At 67.6% G+C, this 15,775-nt stretch carries 12 protein-coding genes (1 of these 12 only partly in view); 6 read left to right on the forward strand and 6 right to left on the reverse strand.

Annotation, left to right across the window (positions count from 1 at the left end; genetic code table 11):
* Positions 1 to 252: 252 nt before the first annotated feature.
* Positions 253 to 1,146 (forward strand): EamA family transporter, encoded by an 894-nt coding sequence (locus ACSJJU_RS13595; protein ID WP_435916140.1) that lies wholly within the window; start codon positions 253 to 255, stop codon positions 1,144 to 1,146.
* On the opposite strand, the gene ACSJJU_RS13600 is transcribed toward ACSJJU_RS13595, so the two are convergent.
* A complete protein-coding gene (locus tag ACSJJU_RS13600; RefSeq protein ID WP_435916141.1) occupies positions 1,143 to 1,646 on the reverse strand; it encodes a hypothetical protein in 504 nt (167 codons plus the stop codon). The genes ACSJJU_RS13595 and ACSJJU_RS13600 overlap by 4 nt on opposite strands.
* Before the next feature lie 391 nt (positions 1,647 to 2,037).
* Here ACSJJU_RS13600 and ACSJJU_RS13605 point away from each other — a divergent pair, with 391 nt between their 5' ends.
* Positions 2,038 to 4,758 carry a hypothetical protein gene (locus ACSJJU_RS13605; protein ID WP_435916142.1) on the forward strand — a complete coding sequence of 907 codons (2,721 nt, stop codon included), beginning with the start codon at positions 2,038 to 2,040 and terminating at the stop codon, positions 4,756 to 4,758.
* 62 nt (positions 4,759 to 4,820) lie between these two features.
* On the opposite strand, the gene ACSJJU_RS13610 is transcribed toward ACSJJU_RS13605, so the two are convergent.
* Positions 4,821 to 5,279: an Lrp/AsnC family transcriptional regulator gene (locus ACSJJU_RS13610; protein ID WP_435916143.1), complete on the reverse strand. Its 459-nt coding sequence runs from the start codon at positions 5,277 to 5,279 to the stop codon at positions 4,821 to 4,823.
* 100 nt (positions 5,280 to 5,379) lie between these two features.
* Here ACSJJU_RS13610 and ACSJJU_RS13615 point away from each other — a divergent pair, with 100 nt between their 5' ends.
* Positions 5,380 to 5,955: a cysteine hydrolase family protein gene (locus ACSJJU_RS13615; protein WP_435916144.1), complete on the forward strand. Its 576-nt coding sequence runs from the start codon at positions 5,380 to 5,382 to the stop codon at positions 5,953 to 5,955.
* 24 nt (positions 5,956 to 5,979) lie between these two features.
* On the opposite strand, the gene ACSJJU_RS13620 is transcribed toward ACSJJU_RS13615, so the two are convergent.
* A complete protein-coding gene (locus tag ACSJJU_RS13620; protein ID WP_435916145.1) occupies positions 5,980 to 7,560 on the reverse strand; it encodes an ABC-F family ATP-binding cassette domain-containing protein in 1,581 nt (526 codons plus the stop codon).
* Between the two features lie 155 nt (positions 7,561 to 7,715).
* Positions 7,716 to 8,285 (reverse strand): DNA-3-methyladenine glycosylase, encoded by a 570-nt coding sequence (locus ACSJJU_RS13625; RefSeq protein WP_435916146.1) that lies wholly within the window; start codon positions 8,283 to 8,285, stop codon positions 7,716 to 7,718.
* Between the two features lie 144 nt (positions 8,286 to 8,429).
* Here ACSJJU_RS13625 and ACSJJU_RS13630 point away from each other — a divergent pair, with 144 nt between their 5' ends.
* Positions 8,430 to 10,226: a DEAD/DEAH box helicase gene (locus tag ACSJJU_RS13630; RefSeq protein WP_435916147.1), complete on the forward strand. Its 1,797-nt coding sequence runs from the start codon at positions 8,430 to 8,432 to the stop codon at positions 10,224 to 10,226.
* 138 nt (positions 10,227 to 10,364) lie between these two features.
* On the forward strand, positions 10,365 to 11,876 hold the full coding sequence (locus tag ACSJJU_RS13635) for a lipopolysaccharide biosynthesis protein (protein WP_435916148.1): 1,512 nt from the start codon (positions 10,365 to 10,367) through the stop codon (positions 11,874 to 11,876).
* Positions 11,877 to 11,894: 18 nt separating this feature from the next.
* Here ACSJJU_RS13635 and cysQ read toward each other — a convergent pair whose 3' ends face one another.
* On the reverse strand, positions 11,895 to 12,740 hold the full coding sequence (gene cysQ, locus ACSJJU_RS13640) for a 3'(2'),5'-bisphosphate nucleotidase CysQ (RefSeq protein WP_435916149.1): 846 nt from the start codon (positions 12,738 to 12,740) through the stop codon (positions 11,895 to 11,897).
* Positions 12,741 to 12,925: 185 nt separating this feature from the next.
* Between cysQ and ACSJJU_RS13645 the strand changes: the two genes are divergently transcribed.
* Positions 12,926 to 14,770, forward strand: a complete 1,845-nt coding sequence (locus ACSJJU_RS13645) for a glycoside hydrolase family 15 protein (RefSeq protein ID WP_435916150.1) — start codon at positions 12,926 to 12,928, stop codon at positions 14,768 to 14,770.
* Between the two features lie 34 nt (positions 14,771 to 14,804).
* Here ACSJJU_RS13645 and ACSJJU_RS13650 read toward each other — a convergent pair whose 3' ends face one another.
* On the reverse strand, positions 14,805 to 15,775 hold the 3' portion of the coding sequence (locus ACSJJU_RS13650) for a DUF892 family protein (RefSeq protein WP_435916151.1). 136 nt of this gene lie beyond the right edge of the window; the window shows 971 of its 1,107 coding nt (coding positions 137–1,107); its start codon lies beyond the right edge, outside the window; its stop codon occupies positions 14,805 to 14,807.

A 15,775-nucleotide genomic window follows, 5' to 3' on the forward strand; every position in this document is an offset into this window, starting at 1 on the left:
GTCGAATAATCACCGGGCTGAGCGCCGGAATTCAGACGAAGGGGACAAACGACGCGCCACCGCGACCGTTCCGCCCCCTTGTGCGCGGCGCGGCGCCATGCGCCGTGCATCACGGCGGCCGGGCCAATGCGACCGGTGCATGCGAGCAATGCGCCGGGCCGCCTTTTCAGGCGCGCCGAGACGTGCGACACATCTCGCGGTCGAGGCCGGCTCACCGGCTGGTTTTTCGTTTGCGTGGGAGCGAGCCAAGCCATGCCGCGTGCGTCCCTTTCGTTTCCCCATTTTCTGCTCGCGCTGGCGGTCGTGGCGGTCTGGGGCACCAACTTCGTGGTGATCCGTTTCGGTCTGAACCATCTGCCGCCGCTCCTGTTCGCGGCGCTCCGGTTCGGGCTGGTGTTTCTGCCGGCGGCGCTGTTCATCCGGCGGCCGAATGTGCCGCTCGTTCGTCTCGCGGCCTATGGCGTGGCGATCGGCGCGGGCCAGTTCGGCCTTCTCTTCCTCGCCATGAAAAAGGACATCTCGCCCGGCCTTGCCTCGCTGGTGGTGCAGAGCCAGGCCTTTTTCACGATCGGGCTGGCCATTGCCCTCACCCGCGAGCGGCTGCGGGCGCACCAGTGGCTGGCGGTGGGGCTTGCCGCCAGCGGCATCGTGCTCATCGGCTACATGGGCGGGGGTGATGCCACGCCGCTCGGGCTCCTGCTGGTGCTGCTGGCCGGGTTCAGCTGGGCAGCGGGCAACCTCATCGCCCGCTCGACGCCGGGGGTGAACATGTTGGCCTATGTGGTGTGGAGCAGCCTGTTCGCGGTGCCGCCGCTCCTTGCGCTTTCGCTGATTTTCGAAGGGCCGCAGGCGATCCTGACCGGGCTCGCGGAGGCCGACGCTGCCACCTGGGCGGCGGTGCTGTGGCAGTCCGTGGGCAACAGCATGTTCGGCTATGCGGCTTTCGGCTGGCTGCTGGCGCGCTATCCGGCGGCGACCGTTGCGCCCATGAGCCTCCTGGTGCCGGTGTTCGGCATGGCCGCCTCGGCCTGGTGGCTGGGGGAGAGCCTGCCGCTCTGGAAGCTGGCGGCGGCCGCCATCGTGCTCGGCGGGCTGGCGATCAACCTGTTCTGGCGTCCGCGCGCGAAGGTCAAACCCGCCGCCTAGAGCAGCTGCGTGCCGCGCCGCAGCGCCGCCAGAACGTCGCCGTCCACCACGTAGACCGCGTGGCGCTGCCCGCCCCGGTTGACGTGGTTCCGCGCCCAGCCTTCATAGTGGCGCTTGATGAGGCCGGCGCGCACCAGGTCCGAGACGGCGTGGGAGATGTTGGTCTTGCCGACGGCGCGGATGCGCTCGCGCACGGCGGCGTCCACCAGACGTTCGGCCTGTTCGGGGTCGTCCGGCAGCTCGTTCTTCATCTCCGCCATCAGGCGGCGGCGCAGGTCGGCGCGGCGGCGTTCGTCCTGGGCGAGGGGGGCGAGGTTGTCGCTCAGCCAGTCGCGCAAGGGGATGGTCTGGCCGCCCGCCTGCACGTACGGACCGGCCTTGCCGTCGGGCCCGGCCACTTCCGAGATCAGGTTCAACACCATGAAGGCATAGCGGGGCCGGCGGCTGACCTCCGCCAGCGCCGTGACGATCTGGCCGACGCCGATAGCGCTCGATCCCATGATGTCCTCATTCCTGGTCCTGTGTGTTGCCAGAACAAAACATATACGAAGTGGCTTGAAAAGCCCGCAAGGCAAGGAAAAGTCTTTTAGTGTCATAAATGACACTTTGCCGAAGGGGCAGCCAGAGTGTCACGGCGGGGGTGCCCTGTCCCGAGCCGGGTTTCAAAGGCGCCGCTTCGCGGCCGGAGAATGTCCCGGCGCAGCCGGTGCGCGCGCCGGAGCAGCGGTGATGGGGGCGGGGACTGGTGCTTTTTGTGGTTGTCCTGGAGAAGGGTTCTGGGGCTTATGTGCGTATATGGTTCAGGTGCGGGCGTCCGCACCCGGTTCTTCTTCCAACTGTGTCGTTCCGATGTGTCCTTCCAATCGTAAAAAGTCTTCCATCAAACCTGTTGTGGTTGCGATCTCCTTCGCCTGCCTTCCGTCGCTGGTATGGGCGCAGTCCCTGCCCGGGGCGGAGTCGGCGGATGCCGGAGGTCCCCTGGACGAATTCGGCACGGTGGACGACGAGATCGTCGTCTCGGCGAACGGCCGCGAGTATGGCGCGGTCATCGGCGACGCCAAGCCCGAGCTGCGCTTCAACGTGGGCGACATCATGTCGTTCGGCGTCTCGTCCATCGGCGAGTTGCTGGAGGAGCTGAATCCGCAGATCGATGGCGGTACGGAGAGCCCTGTCTTCCTGCTGAACGGCAAGCGGCTCAAGAATGTGGGCGAGATCCGGCGTTATCCCGCCCGTGCCATTCTGCGGGTGGACGTGTTCACGCCCGATGTGGCGGTGCGCTATGGCTATGCGCCAACCCAGCGGGTCATCAACATCGTGCTGCGGCCGCGCTTCCGCGAGAATGCGGTGGAGGTGACCGGCACCACGTCGGACCAGTTCGACTACGGCAGCCAGGGCGTCTCCGCCTCGACGCTGCAAATCAACCGCGACAAGCGCACATTCATCTCGGCGGGCTACAGCCGCAGCGACAGGCTGCTGGCCTCCAAGCGTCTGAACAACGGGCGCTATGGCCGCCAGCCCTTTTCGCTTCAGGGCAACATCGGCCCGGCGGAGGGCCATGCGGAAATCGACCCGGCCCTGTCCGGCCTTGTCGGCGCGCCGGTCGAAATCGCCGCCCTGCCGGAGTGGGACGGTGCCTTCTCGCTGGAGGATTTCGCCCGCACCGCCAATCAGCCGAGCCTGACCGATCTCAACGATTATCGCACGCTGATGCCGTCCTCCCGCACGCTGGAGGGCGCGGCGTCCGTCACCGGAAAGCTGGGGGAGGACATCAACGCCACCGCCAGCCTCAACCTCTCGCAGACCCGCCGGACCAACCTCATGGGCCTGGCGGGCTCCGCCCTGTCGATTGCCGCCGCCAATCCGTACAGTCCGTTCAACGATGACGTGACCCTCTACCAGTACATCGGCAACAGCCCGCTGGAGCGCCGGTCGAAGAGCACCAACGTCGAGGCGACCACCACGGCCAACGGCACCCATGCGGGCTGGAACTGGGATTTCGAGGCCGGGCTCACCTATGGCCGCCAGAACCTGCGGGCAGATCGCGGGCTGGATGACGACCTGCTGGCGGAGGAGATCGACGCGGGGGCGCTCAACCCGTTCAACCTTGCCGCCGAGGATCTGTCCCGCTTCGCCGCCTATGACCGCTCGCTCGAGACCTCCCGCGTGCTTCAGGCGAGCATGCTCGGCTCGCGCATCATCGGCCGCACGGAGGCAGGGGAGATTTCCACCTCCCTCAATCTGGAGGTGCAGCACCAGCGCCTGAAGAACGAGGTGACCGAGGGCGCGCAGGAGATGAGCCGCACCGGTGACTATTTCAACACCAGCGGCACGGCCAGCTTCAGCATTCCGCTGCTGTCGGCGGACAAGGATCTGGGCTCGCCCATCGGCGGGGTGACGCTCTCGCCCTATGTGGGCTTCGATACATCGGGCAAGTTCGGCACCCGGATGTCGTGGGGCGCGGGCGTGCTGTGGTCGCCGCACGGCAATGTGCAGCTGACGGTGAACTACAGCGACGACGCCGTCTTCCCCTCCATGTCCAACCTCTACGGCATCGAGTTCCGCCTGCCGGGCGAACTGGTGTACGACCCGGTGCTCGGCCAGATGGTCAGCGCCACGGAAATCTCCGGCGGCAATGCGGATCTGCGGGCGGGCCGCCAGAAAATGCTGAAGGCCAACCTGTCGGTGCGGCCCATCACCGGCAAGAGCTACACCTTCACCGCCAGCTTCACGCGCGCCTCGCTGCACAATGGCGTTACCCGCTTCCCCGATCCGACGGCGGAGCTGGAGGCGCAGTTCCCGAGCCGCTTCATCCGCGACGAGAACGGCACGCTGCTGGCGTTCGACAGCCGCCCGGTCAATGCCTACCGCAACACCCAGACCCGTCTGCGCTTCGGCATCAACGCAAGCTGGCGCGTGACGGAAGAGGGCATCACGGCCGACACCGGCCGGGGCGGCCCTCCGGGCGGGTTCCGTGGCGCTGGCGGCCCCGGCGGTCCGGGGGCGCGCGGCGGCGGCGAGATGCAGAGCCGGGCCGAGGCCATGGGCCAGCCCCGCTCCGGCGAGGCCGGCGCGGGCGGTCCGCCGCCGATGATGGGGGCGGATGGCGCGCCCAACATTCCGGGCATGGGGCCGCGGCGCACGCCGCCGGGGCGCATCCGCTTCGGGCTCTACTACAACTGGAACCTGGAGCAGGACCTCCAGCTCTACAAGGGCGGGCAGACGCTTGACCTGCTCAATGGCGAGGGCGCGGGCGCGCGCAGCGGGCAATCGCCCCACGTCATCGATCTCCAGCTTGGCTATTCCCGGGCGGGCGCGGGCGTTTCGCTCAAGGGCTCGTGGCATTCGTCGCAGACGATCAACCGCGATCTTGCCACCGGCCGCTTCGCCAAGGTGGAGAGCTACTATTCGCTCGATCTGCGCCTGTTCAAGAACTTCAACCCGCGCGACTGGAAGGACACCATTCTCAGCGGTGTGATGCTGTCGCTCGAGGCGAAGAACCTGACCGACGCCTCGCCGAAGATCATTGGCTCCAACGGCTACGTCACCAACGAGGAAAGCGCCGAGCGCTACATCGGCCGCACCTTCATGGCCAAGGCGCGCAAGGCGTTCTGAGGGGGCGCGGCGGTCTGACTGGGCGTCCGGGGGCGGCGGATTTTCTCCGGCCCCTTGCCGCCTCAGGCGGCCCAGTGGGTCTTGAGGATGAGGTGGGTGGTCACCGTCGCAACGCCGGGGACGGCGGCGATCCCGGCGCGCACCGCCTCTAGCGCGGCGGTGGACGCGGCTTCCACCGTCAGCATCAGGTCGATGGGGCCGGCCAGCGCCTGGCAGGTGCGGATTTCAGGATAGGCTTTCAGGTGCGGCAGCACGTGCTCGCACTGGTAGCCGGGCTTGAAGGAGAGGGCGATCAGCGCCTGAGCCTGCTCAGCGCCGCCGGTGTCGAGCCGCACCGTATAGCCGCGAATGATGCCCCGCTTTTCCAGCCGGTTGAGGCGGTCCTGCGTTGCGCTGCGCGACAGGCCGATGCGCCGGGCGAGCGAGACGATGCTCTCCCGCGCGTCGTCCCGGAGCGCGGCGATCAGGATCCGGTCCTTCGGGTCGAGCCCATCGGCTGCGCGTTTGTCCTGTTCCGTCATTTTCACGCCCCCAAACCGTCATCCTTGCGGCTTGGAACCGGTTGTGCCCGAGACGATGATGCGCGTCCAGACACCCCGGAAGCCGGAAAGGGCGAAGAAAATGCAGAAACTCCCCGTAAACGCCGCTCTCGTGCTCATCGACGTGCAGCAGGGCTTCAATGATTCCAGCTGGGGCGAGCGGAACAACCCCGAGGCCGAGGCCAATATCGCGCGCCTGCTTGCCGCCTGGCGGCAGACCCGGCGTCCGGTCTTTCATGTGCACCATGTCAGCCAGTCGCCCGAGGGCTGCTTCCGCCCCGGAACGCAGGGCAACCTGCCCAAGCCGGAAGCGGAGCCGATGCCGGGCGAGCCGATCTACCTCAAGCGCGTCAACAGCGGCTTCATCGGCACCCGCCTGGAAGAGGACCTGCGGGCCGCCGGCATCGAGACGCTGGTGATTGTCGGCCTCACCACCAACCACTGCGTCTCGACGACCGCCCGCATGGCGGGCAATCTGGACTTCAAGACCTACGTCGTCTCGGACGCCACCGCCACCTTTGCCCGGCGGACGCTGGACGGGCGCCTGCGCCCGGCGCAGGAGGTTCACGACGCCGCGCTCAGCGATCTGCACGAGGAATTCGCCACCGTCGTGACGACGGACGCGGTGCTGGCGGCGGCGGTCAAGACCGCTGCCTGACGGCGCGCGGGGCCGGGAGAGGGATTACTTCTCCCGGTCCGCCTTGGCGCGATAGGCCTTGTAATCCGCAAGGTCGCCGTCGAACACCGAGACCCGGCCCTTGTCCACCAGCCAGTAGCGGTCCACCACCGTCTCGATGAGCGCGGTGTCGTGGGAGACCAGAACCACCGCGCCCTCGAAATCCTGTAGCGCGAGGGTGAGGGCCGCGCGCACCTCCAGATCGAGGTGGTTGGTGGGCTCGTCCAGCAGCAGCAGGTTGGGGCGCTGCCACACGATGGTCGCCAGCACGAGGCGGGATTTCTCGCCGCCCGACATTTCGCCGGTTGCCTGAAATGCCTTCTGGTCGGTGAAGCCGAAGCCGCCCAGGAAGGTGCGCAGGTCCTGATCGCGGGTGTTGGGCGCCACCTGCTGCATGTGCCACAGGGCGGACATCTCCGGGCGCAGCAGCTCCAGCTGGTGCTGGGCGAAGTAGCCGAACCTGATGCGCTTGTCGCGCACCAGCCGCCCTTCCTTTGCCTCCAGCTCGCCGGCGATCAGCTTGATGAGCGTGGATTTGCCCGCGCCGTTGCGGCCGAGGAGGCCGACGCGCGTGCCCGCCGTCACGCGCAGGTTGATGTGCTTGAGGACGGTCTTCTCGCCATAGCCCACCGCCACCTTCTCGGCCTCGATGAGGGTTTGCGACATGGCCTCGGGCTCGCGGAACCGGAAGGTGAAGGGGCTGTCCACGTGGGCGGCGGCGACGCGCTCGAGCCTCGCCAGCGCCTTGATGCGGCTCTGCGCCTGCCGCGCCTTGGTGGCCTTGGCGCGGAAGCGCTCGATGAAGCTCTCGATGTGGGCGATCTGCCGCTGCTGCTTCTCGTAAAGCGCCTGCTGCTGTTGCAGCCGCTCGGCCCGCTGGCGCTCGTAGTCGCTGTAGGTGCCGGTGTAGAGCGTCAGCTTCTGGTCGCGGATTTCCAGGATGCGGTCCACCACCGCGTCGAGGAAATTCCGGTCATGGGAGATCAGCAGCACCGTGCCGTCGTAGGATTTCAGCCAGTCCTGCAACCACATCACGGTCTCGAGATCGAGGTGGTTGGTGGGCTCGTCCAGCAGCAGGAGTTCCGAGCGGCACATGAGGGCGCGCGCCAGGTTGAGGCGCATCCGCCAGCCGCCCGAGAAGGAGGAGACGGGCTCGTACTGCGCTTCCTCCGAGAACCCGAGGCCGGTCAGCAGTTCCGCGGCCCGCGCCTCCACCGAATAGGCGTCGATGCGCAGCAGCTCGCCATGAATGCGGCCGATCTCGTAGCCGTCGTCCGCTTCCTCGGCCTTCTTCAACTCCGCTTCCAGCTGGCGCAGCTCCACGTCGCCGTCGATGGCGAATTCCAGCGCCAGCCGGTCGGTCTCCTCGATCTCCTGCGCCACGTGGGCGACCCGCCAGTTGGAGGGGAACTCCACATCGCCGCTCTCGGGCAGGATGTCGCCGCGCAGCAGGGCAAGGAGGCTGGACTTGCCCGCGCCATTGCTGCCGACAAGACCCATCTTCTCACCCGCGTTCAGGGTGAAGGTGCCGTTCTCGAACAGGAGTTTCGCACCGCGCCGCAGCGTAACCTTGTTGAAGCTGATCATGGAAAACTACCGGAAAACCAATCTGTGAACGAAAGTGAGGAGGTCGAAGCCGCGCGCGGGCTGGTTATAGTCCGGGTTTTCCTGTCAGCACAGGGTTGTTTTCGGGCAGTCTGTTCTTGCGATTGCAGGAGGGTCTGCAACCCTCCTGCGGAAAGTCAGCGGAAGGGGCGGCTGAGGAAGTGCGAGCCCGCCAGCCCGAACCGCCACGGCCGCTCCACGGCCTTGGTGATGCCGATACGCGGGCCTGCGATGATCTCCGGCTCCGTCTCCCGCGCCTCGAAGCGGAAGGGCGGGGCGTCCAGCGGCAGGCCGTCGTGCGCGCCGGAGAGGCCAAGCGCCTGGGTGAGGCACCCCGGCCCGGCGCACAGGCGGCGGAGATTGTCTGTGCCGCGCCGCGCGGCCATCTGGTCCAGCCCGTGCGTCGGCTCCAGCGCACGGATGAGCACGGCGCTGCCTTCGCCCGCCCGCGTGCCGCACACCACGTTGAAGCACCAGTGCAGCCCCATGACCCGGTAGACATAGGCGTGGCCCCGGGGGCCGAACATGGCGGCGTTGCGTTTCGTCGGGCCGCGATAGCTGTGGGAGGCGGGGTCATCCGGCGTGTAGCATTCGGTCTCGGTGATGATGCCGCCGACGCCGTCCACCAGCAGGCGGACGCCAATCAGGGCCCGGGCCAGCGTCAGGGGGTCTGTCTCGAAAAAGGAGCGGAATAACACCAAAGTCATGGGCAAATCGTCATTTTGTGGAAACGGTTGTTGACCTTGGGCCCCTCGTGCGTGCACAGGAACGCGCAACCTGTCGGCCGCCGGATAGTTGCTGTGGCGGGTTTTGCCACAAATTTCCATCCGCCAAGCCTGAGTGTACAGACCATGCCGTTTCCTTCCGTTCATCCTGCCATGCAGGCGGCCCTTGAGAAAAAGGGCTATGCCGAGCCCACCCCCGTGCAGGAGGCCGTGGTCACCGCCGGGGCAGAGGCGCAGGATCTGCTGGTCTCCGCCCAGACCGGCTCGGGCAAGACGGTGGCCTATGGCCTCGCCATGGCGCCGACCCTGCTCGGCGAAAACGAGACCCTGCCGCCCAGCCGCGCGCCGCTGGCCCTGGTGATCGCCCCGACCCGCGAGCTGGCGCTTCAGGTGCACCGCGAATTCCAGTGGCTCTATGAGCCGGCGGGGGCGCGGCTGGCGTCCTGCGTCGGCGGCATGGACATCCGCCGCGAGCAGCGGGCCCTCTATCAGGGCGCGCACATTGTCGTCGGCACGCCGGGCCGTCTGGTTGACCACCTGAACCGGGGCAGCCTGGACGCTTCGCAACTGCGCGTCGTGGTGCTGGACGAGGCGGACGAGATGCTCGACCTCGGCTTCCGCGAGGACCTCGAGGTGATCCTCGACGCCATGCCGGAGGAGCGTCGCACCCTCCTGTTCTCGGCGACGCTGCCGAAGGGAATTGTGCAGCTGGCCAAGCGCTACCAGAAGGACGCGGTGCGGATCTCGACCGTTTCCACCGGCGAGCAGCACGCGGACATCGAATACCGCGCCATTCGCGTGGCGCCCAACGATCTGGAGCACGCCATCGTCAACCTGCTGCGCTATGTGGATGCGCGCGGGGCCATGGTGTTCTGCGCCACCCGCGAGGCGGTGCGCCGCCTCCACGGCAACCTGGTGGAGAAGGGGTTTGCGGCGGTCGCCCTCTCGGGCGAGCTCAGCCAGTCCGAGCGCAACCACGCCCTCCAGGCCCTGCGTGACGGGCGGGCGCGGGTGTGCATCGCAACCGACGTGGCGGCGCGCGGCATCGACCTGCCGGACCTGGGCCTCGTCATCCACGCCGAACTGCCGACGGATGCGGCGACCCTGCTGCATCGCTCGGGCCGAACCGGCCGGGCGGGCAAGAAGGGCATCTGCGCCGTGCTGGTGCCGCACTCCCGCCGCCGCCGCGCCGAGCGGCTGCTGTACGATGCCCGGCTCAAGCCGCAATGGATGAATCCGCCGACGGCCGAGGAAATCCGCGCCCGGGATCTGGAGCGCATGCTCGCCGAGCCGACGCTGGCCGAAGGCCCCGGCGAGGAGGAGCGGGCGGCGGTTGCGGCGCTGCTGGAGAAGTACAGCGCCGAGCAGATCGCCGGTGCCTACGTGCGCCTGCATCGCGAGCGTCTGCCCGAGCCCGAAGAGCTGTTCGCCGACAGCGCGCCCGAGCCGGAGGAGCGCGAGCGCGGCCCGCGCCACGGGTTCGACGAATCGGCCTGGTTCCGCATCAACGTGGGGCGCAACGGCAATGCGGACCCGCGCTGGCTGCTGCCGTTCCTGTGCCGTCACGGCCATGTCACCCGCCGCGACATCGGCGCGATCCGCGTCTTCGACCGGGAAACCCGGTTCGAGGTGGCGGGTGCGGCGGCCGACCGTTTTCTGGCGGCGGTCCGCAAGGCCGCGGCCGAGGACCCGGATGTGGTCATCGAGCCCGCGGAGCCCGTCAACGCCGCGCCGAGGGCCCGGTTGCGCCCGCCGCCCCGGCGATTCGAGGATGGCGGCAAGCCACGCGGCCCCCGTCCGCAAGGGTTCGAGCCGCGCGGGCCCCGTCCGCACGACGACCGGCCCCGGGGCAAGCCGCGCGGGTTTGAAGGGCAGGGCCGCCCGCCGCGTCCGAAGAACAAGGCGAGCCGGGATCACCGCTGAGCCCCCCGTTTGCCAACCGGCAGGCGGCAGATCCGCTCTGTTGCCCGGCGCGGCAGCCGTTCGGCTCGGCGCACCCATTGACCGAGTGCCGGACTTGGCTCTAGGCAGCGCCTCCCGGGTTGGCTAAGCAGGGCGCACATGGGTGAGGATAACGCACTGAAACAACAGCCCAAGGCGGCGCCGCTCGCGTCCCGCATCATGGTGGGGGGCGCGTGGATGGTTGCCACCCGGTGGATGCTGCGCATCCTCGGGCTGGTCAATGTGGTCATTCTGGCCCGCCTGCTCTCGCCGGAGGATTTCGGCATCGTGGCCATGGCCATGGCCTTCGTGGTCCTGGCGGACTCCATCATGAACATGGGCGCGGAGAGCGCCGTCATCCAGATGGGGGAGAAGGGGCGGGCATACTACAACGCTGCCTGGACACTGCGGATCGTCCAGAACCTCGCTCTGGCGGCGGTTATCTGCGTGCTCGCCATCTTCGCGCCAGCCTACTATGGCGACCCGAGGGTGGAGGCGGTCATTCAGGTGGTCGCCATCACCATCGTCATCCGCGCCTTCGAGAACATTGGCGTCACCGCCATCCAGCAGGAGCTGCGCTTCTCCAGCACCTTCTGGCAGCAGGTGCTCTCCCAGGCGGTTGCAATTGTCGTCACCCTGTCCATCGCCGTTCTCTACCGCAGCTACTGGGCGCTCGTGATCGGCTCCATGGCGCGCACGGCCATGACCGTCATCCTCAGTTTCCTGCTGTTCCCCTACCGGCCCCGGCTGGAGTTCCGGGGCTGGAAGCACATCTGGTCCTTCTCCCAATGGTATCTGGTCAACAACCTGGGCAAGAGCCTGCTCATGCGCGGCATTACGCTGACGCTGGGGCGCGTGGCGGGTCCGGGCGTGCTGGGCATCTACTCCATGGCGGCGGAACTGGCGGGCACGGCGGCATTCGAGATCGCCATGCCGATCAGCCGGGTGCTCTATACCGGCATGGTGAAGCTGCGGGAGGATATGGAGCGCTACCGCCGCGCCTTCCTCCAGGCCCTGCACGGCGTCACGCTGATCACCGCGCCGATCTGCTTCGGCCTTGGCGCCGTCAGCGACGAGCTGGTGATGATCGCGCTGGGCAAGGACTGGACGGCGGCCGCCGACATCATGAAGATCATGGCCTTCACCGGCGTGTTGCGGATCGCCAGCCTGATCGTCACCGACCAGCTGGTGGTGCTGGGTCAGCTGCGCAAGAACGCGGTCATCAGCTGGGTGCAGGCCATCGTCCTCCTGTCCTCGGCCATTCCGGTTTACCTGCGCTTCGGGCTGGAGGGCGTCGCGTGGGTGTCCGTCATCATGGCCGGCCTGACGCTGGTTTATGTCACGGCCATGATGAGCCGGGCTTGCGGCCTCTCCATGCTTGCCCAGTTCGCCAGCATCGCCGGGCCGTTCATGGCCGGTTTCGTGATGGCGGCGGCCGTGCTGGCGCTGCCTCTGCTCTGGACGGCGCCGGATTACCTGATGCTCCCGGCCAAGATCGTGCTGGGGGTGGTGGTCTATCCCGCGCTTGCGCTGGCGCTGTGGAACCTGGCCGGCCGGCCGGACGGGCTGGAGCGCAAGACGATGGATCGGGTGGCTGTCCTTGGCGGGCGGTTGAAGGCCCGGCTTGGCTGAGCCCGTCAGCCGGCAGGCTCAGCCGGTATAAGGCGCGCCGCCCCAGGCGATGAAGGCGCCGTTGCGGAAGCCGTTCGCCATCTTGCCGTACAGGAATTCCTCCCCGCCCGGGGTCAGGACCTGACCGCCCGCCGCCAGCAAGACCGCATGGCCGGCGGCCGTGTCCCATTCCATGGTCGGGCCGAACCGGGGGTACACATCGGCCTGCCCTTCCGCCACCAGACAGAACTTGAGGGACGAGCCCGCATCGCGCTTCCCGGCGAGCGGCAGGCGGCCGAGAAACGCCTCGGTCTCCCCGTCCGCATGGGAGCGGCTGGTGACGGCCGTCAGGCCCGCGCCGGGGTAGGGCCGGGTGCTGATGGCGCAGGACTCTTCATCCGCCACGCGCCCGCCGGCGGTCACCATGGCGAGACGCGCCGTCTTGCCCGCCATGTACATGCGCGCGGCCGCCGGGGCGTAGACGCAGCCTGCAATGGGCCGTCCCTTGCGGACCAGCGCCACGTTCACGGTGAACTCGCCGTTGCGGTTGATGAATTCCCGCGTACCGTCCAGCGGATCGATGAGCACATAGGTCTCGCCCACCACGGGCGGCCCATCGCGGGTGACCGCTTCCTCGGCCACGATCGGCACGCCCGGCAGCAACCGTTCGACGCCGGAGATCAGAATGGGCTCGGCCGCCTCGTCCGCCTCGCTGACCGGCGAGGCGTCCGCCTTGGCGCGGACCTCGAAATCCCGGCAGTAGATGTCCATGATGGCGCGCCCGGCCTCGCTGGCCAGTTCGGCAAAGGCCAGGGCGAGCCGGTCCAGCTCCGTCAGGCTGGCGGAACGGAGAGCGGGCGCGCTGGGCGAAGAAGACGGACTCATGACAGACCAGGCCTTGTGACTGCACATTCTGCAATTCCGCCTTCATCGGCCTTACCATCCGGGACTGCAAGCCCAACCATGACTGTGGCGCGATAAACCGCAGGTCCCCCGGGTGGACAGCCCGGCTTGTCGTCCCACCTGATATCATACCTGTGACATCGTGGCGGTGTGGAGGAGGCGACGGTATGGATCATCCGGCACCCGGCCATGGCGTATCCGCTGGCGAGCCAAGCCTGAATCTGGCCGTGGTTGGCAACTGCATGCTCAATGCCCTGATCGATCCTCAGGCAAGGATCGTCTGGGCCTGCTTTCCCCATCTGGATTCGGACCCGATCTTTTGCAGCCTGCTTCAGCCCAAGGGCAGGAACAGCAATGCGGGCTATTTTGCCATCGAACTGCACAACCTGTCGGGGTCCAGCCAGACCTACGTCCGCAACACGGCGATCGCCGTCACCACGCTCTATGATACCCACGGCGGCTGCCTGCGGGTGATCGACTTCGCGCCCCGCTACAAGACCTACGGGCGGGCGCTGCATCCGCCCTATCTGATCCGCCGGATCGAGCCGGTCAGCGGCAGTCCCCGGATCAGCATACGCATCCGGCCGCTGACGAACTACGGCGCCCATGCCATGGCGCGCACCCTCGGCAGCAATCACATCAGCTTCCGCGACGGGGGAGAGTCGCCGTTCCGGGTGACGAGCGACATGCCCATTTCCTACCTGTCGGCGGAAGCGCCGTTCGTGCTGGATCGTCCGGTCAACCTCATCCTCGGGCCGGACGAAGTACTGGAGGCGGACATCACCGACCTGGTGCGGGAGTATTACACGCGCACCGAGACCTACTGGTACGAGTGGGCGCGCTATCTCTCCGTGCCCTTCGAGTGGCAGGAGGCGGTCATCCGGGCGGCCATCACCCTCAAGCTCTGCGCGTTCGAGGAAACCGGGGCGGTGGTGGCGGCGCTCACCACCTCCATTCCCGAGGCGCCCCATTCAGGCCGGAACTGGGATTACCGCTACTGCTGGCTGCGGGACGCCTATTTCGTCGTGCATGCCCTCAACCGGCTGGGCGTCACCAAGACGATGGAGGAGTTCATCCGCTATATCATCAATGTGGCGGCGATGGAGGAAGGGGGCGGCGATCTCAAGCCGGTCTATCCCGTCCTGCCGGGCCGGCCGCTGACCGAGCGTATCGCCCCGGCGCTTCAGGGCTATCGCGGCATGGGGCCGGTGCGGATCGGCAACCAGGCTGCCGAGCAGGTGCAGAACGACGTTTACGGCAGCGTGGTTCTGGCGGCCGCCCAGATGTTCTTCGACAAGCGGCTGCCCCGCATGGGGGACGTCGCCCTGTTCCAGCGCCTCGAAATGCTGGGCGCCCGGGCGGCGCAGGTGGCGCTGGAGCCGGACGCCAGCCTGTGGGAATACCGGGGGCGGGCGAGCGTCCACACCTATTCCAGCGTCATGTGCTGGGCCGCGTGTGACCGGCTGGCGGCCATCGCCAACATTCTCGGTCTGCCGGAGCGGGAGGCGCACTGGCGCGCGGAGGCCCACCGCATCCGCGCCGCCATTCTGGAGCGGGCCTGGAACCCGGCCATGAACAGCTTTGTCGGCACCTTCGGCGGCAACGAGGTGGACGCCAGCCTGCTGCATCTGCACGAGGTGGGGTTTGTCTCCGCATCGGACCCGCGCTTCATCGGCACGGTGGAGGCCATCGAGAAGCAGCTGCGCCGGGGCGACCACATGTTCCGCTATGCCGCGGCCGATGATTTCGGCACACCCGAGACGGCGTTTACCATCTGCACCTTCTGGTACATCGACGCCCTTGCCGCCATCGGGCGGCGGGACGAAGCGCGCGACCTGTTCGAGAAGCTGCTGGCCTGCCGCAATCATGTCGGGCTGCTGTCGGAGGACATCGACCCGCGCACGGGGGAGCTGTGGGGCAATTATCCGCAGACCTATTCGCTGGTCGGCCTCATCATCGCCGCCATGCGCCTGAGCAAGAGCTGGCGGGCGGCGTTCGAGCCGGCTCTTTGAGGCGCGGGCGGGAAGCCGGAACGGCGGGCGGGGTCTACCGCCCTGCCTTCACGCCCTGGCTGCGCAGCTGAAGGAAGATCAGCGTCACCTCGCGCAGGTGCTCGGCCAGCCACATGGCCATCGCCCGCTCCTCGGTGAGGGACTTGCCGAGCAACGGCAGGACGGTGAGGTAGCCCGCCTCCTGGGCCAGAACGATGAGCGCCTCATAGGAGGCAATCTCGAAACTCTCCTGCGCGTAGCTGGCCAGCGCGTTCTTCAGGATCTCGTCCTCCGCCATGGCATTGGCCATCGCGCCCATGGTGCCGGTGGCGGCCATGGCCATGTCCTTGAACAGGGAGCGATCCGAGCCGGTCGTCTCGAGAATCTGCTCGAGCCGCTCGATCTGCAACCGGGTCTCGTCGATATGCTGCGCGATCCGCTCCCGCACCTGCGGATAGTGCTCGATCCGGGAGTGCGCCAGCTCGAGCATTTGCAGGGACTGGCGCTCCATGGCGTGAGCGTCCTTCAGCCCGGTGATGAAAAGCGATTTTGCAACCTCGGCGGAGGACTGGTGCATGTCGGGTCTCCAGTAAATCGGCTTGAGGGGCCCATGGGTGCGGGGCGTGCTCTTGCCCATGTCCGCGGCCATCAGTTCGGCGCGCCGTGCCGCCACCGCGCCGCCAAGGGCGTAGAGATCAATGTTCCCCGTGCGCAGCGGAGGAAGCAGCTTCCCTTCCTCCTCGACCACGTGCAGGCGCAGCTCGGTCGCCAGCCGCTGGATGAGGTCGTCCATTTCCGGGCCGCCAGGCTCGGCCAGTTCGATGGCGGCCACCAGATCCTTGATGCGGCCGTGGTCGTCAAAGGACCGGTCGATGAGCGCATCATCCCCCGTGGCGCTGCGGGCAAACGGGTAGAGGATGATCTCCTCCGCGCTGGCGTGCGCCTTGAGCGCGGTACAGATCTGCCGGGCCACATGGGCCTTCTGCTCGGGATAGGGCAGGCGGCCATAGGCCTCGAACCAGGCCT

The sequence above is a fragment of the Pedomonas sp. V897 genome, assembly GCF_051304405.1.
GTDB lineage: Bacteria > Pseudomonadota > Alphaproteobacteria > Sphingomonadales > Sphingomonadaceae > Pedomonas.

Excerpts from the sequence above, each read along its gene's own strand:
- ACSJJU_RS13645 (WP_435916150.1), top strand. The coding sequence starts at position 12,926 with ATGGATCATCCGGCACCCGGCCATGGCGTATCCGCTGGCGAGCCAAGC.
- cysQ (WP_435916149.1), bottom strand. The coding sequence starts at position 12,740 with ATGAGTCCGTCTTCTTCGCCCAGCGCGCCCGCTCTCCGTTCCGCCAGC.
- ACSJJU_RS13615 (WP_435916144.1), top strand. The coding sequence starts at position 5,380 with ATGCAGAAACTCCCCGTAAACGCCGCTCTCGTGCTCATCGACGTGCAG.
- ACSJJU_RS13630 (WP_435916147.1), top strand. The coding sequence starts at position 8,430 with ATGCCGTTTCCTTCCGTTCATCCTGCCATGCAGGCGGCCCTTGAGAAA.
- ACSJJU_RS13625 (WP_435916146.1), bottom strand. The coding sequence starts at position 8,285 with ATGACTTTGGTGTTATTCCGCTCCTTTTTCGAGACAGACCCCCTGACG.
- ACSJJU_RS13595 (WP_435916140.1), top strand. The coding sequence starts at position 253 with ATGCCGCGTGCGTCCCTTTCGTTTCCCCATTTTCTGCTCGCGCTGGCG.
- ACSJJU_RS13620 (WP_435916145.1), bottom strand. The coding sequence starts at position 7,560 with ATGATCAGCTTCAACAAGGTTACGCTGCGGCGCGGTGCGAAACTCCTG.
- ACSJJU_RS13600 (WP_435916141.1), bottom strand. The coding sequence starts at position 1,646 with ATGGGATCGAGCGCTATCGGCGTCGGCCAGATCGTCACGGCGCTGGCG.
- ACSJJU_RS13610 (WP_435916143.1), bottom strand. The coding sequence starts at position 5,279 with ATGACGGAACAGGACAAACGCGCAGCCGATGGGCTCGACCCGAAGGAC.
- ACSJJU_RS13635 (WP_435916148.1), top strand. The coding sequence starts at position 10,365 with ATGGGTGAGGATAACGCACTGAAACAACAGCCCAAGGCGGCGCCGCTC.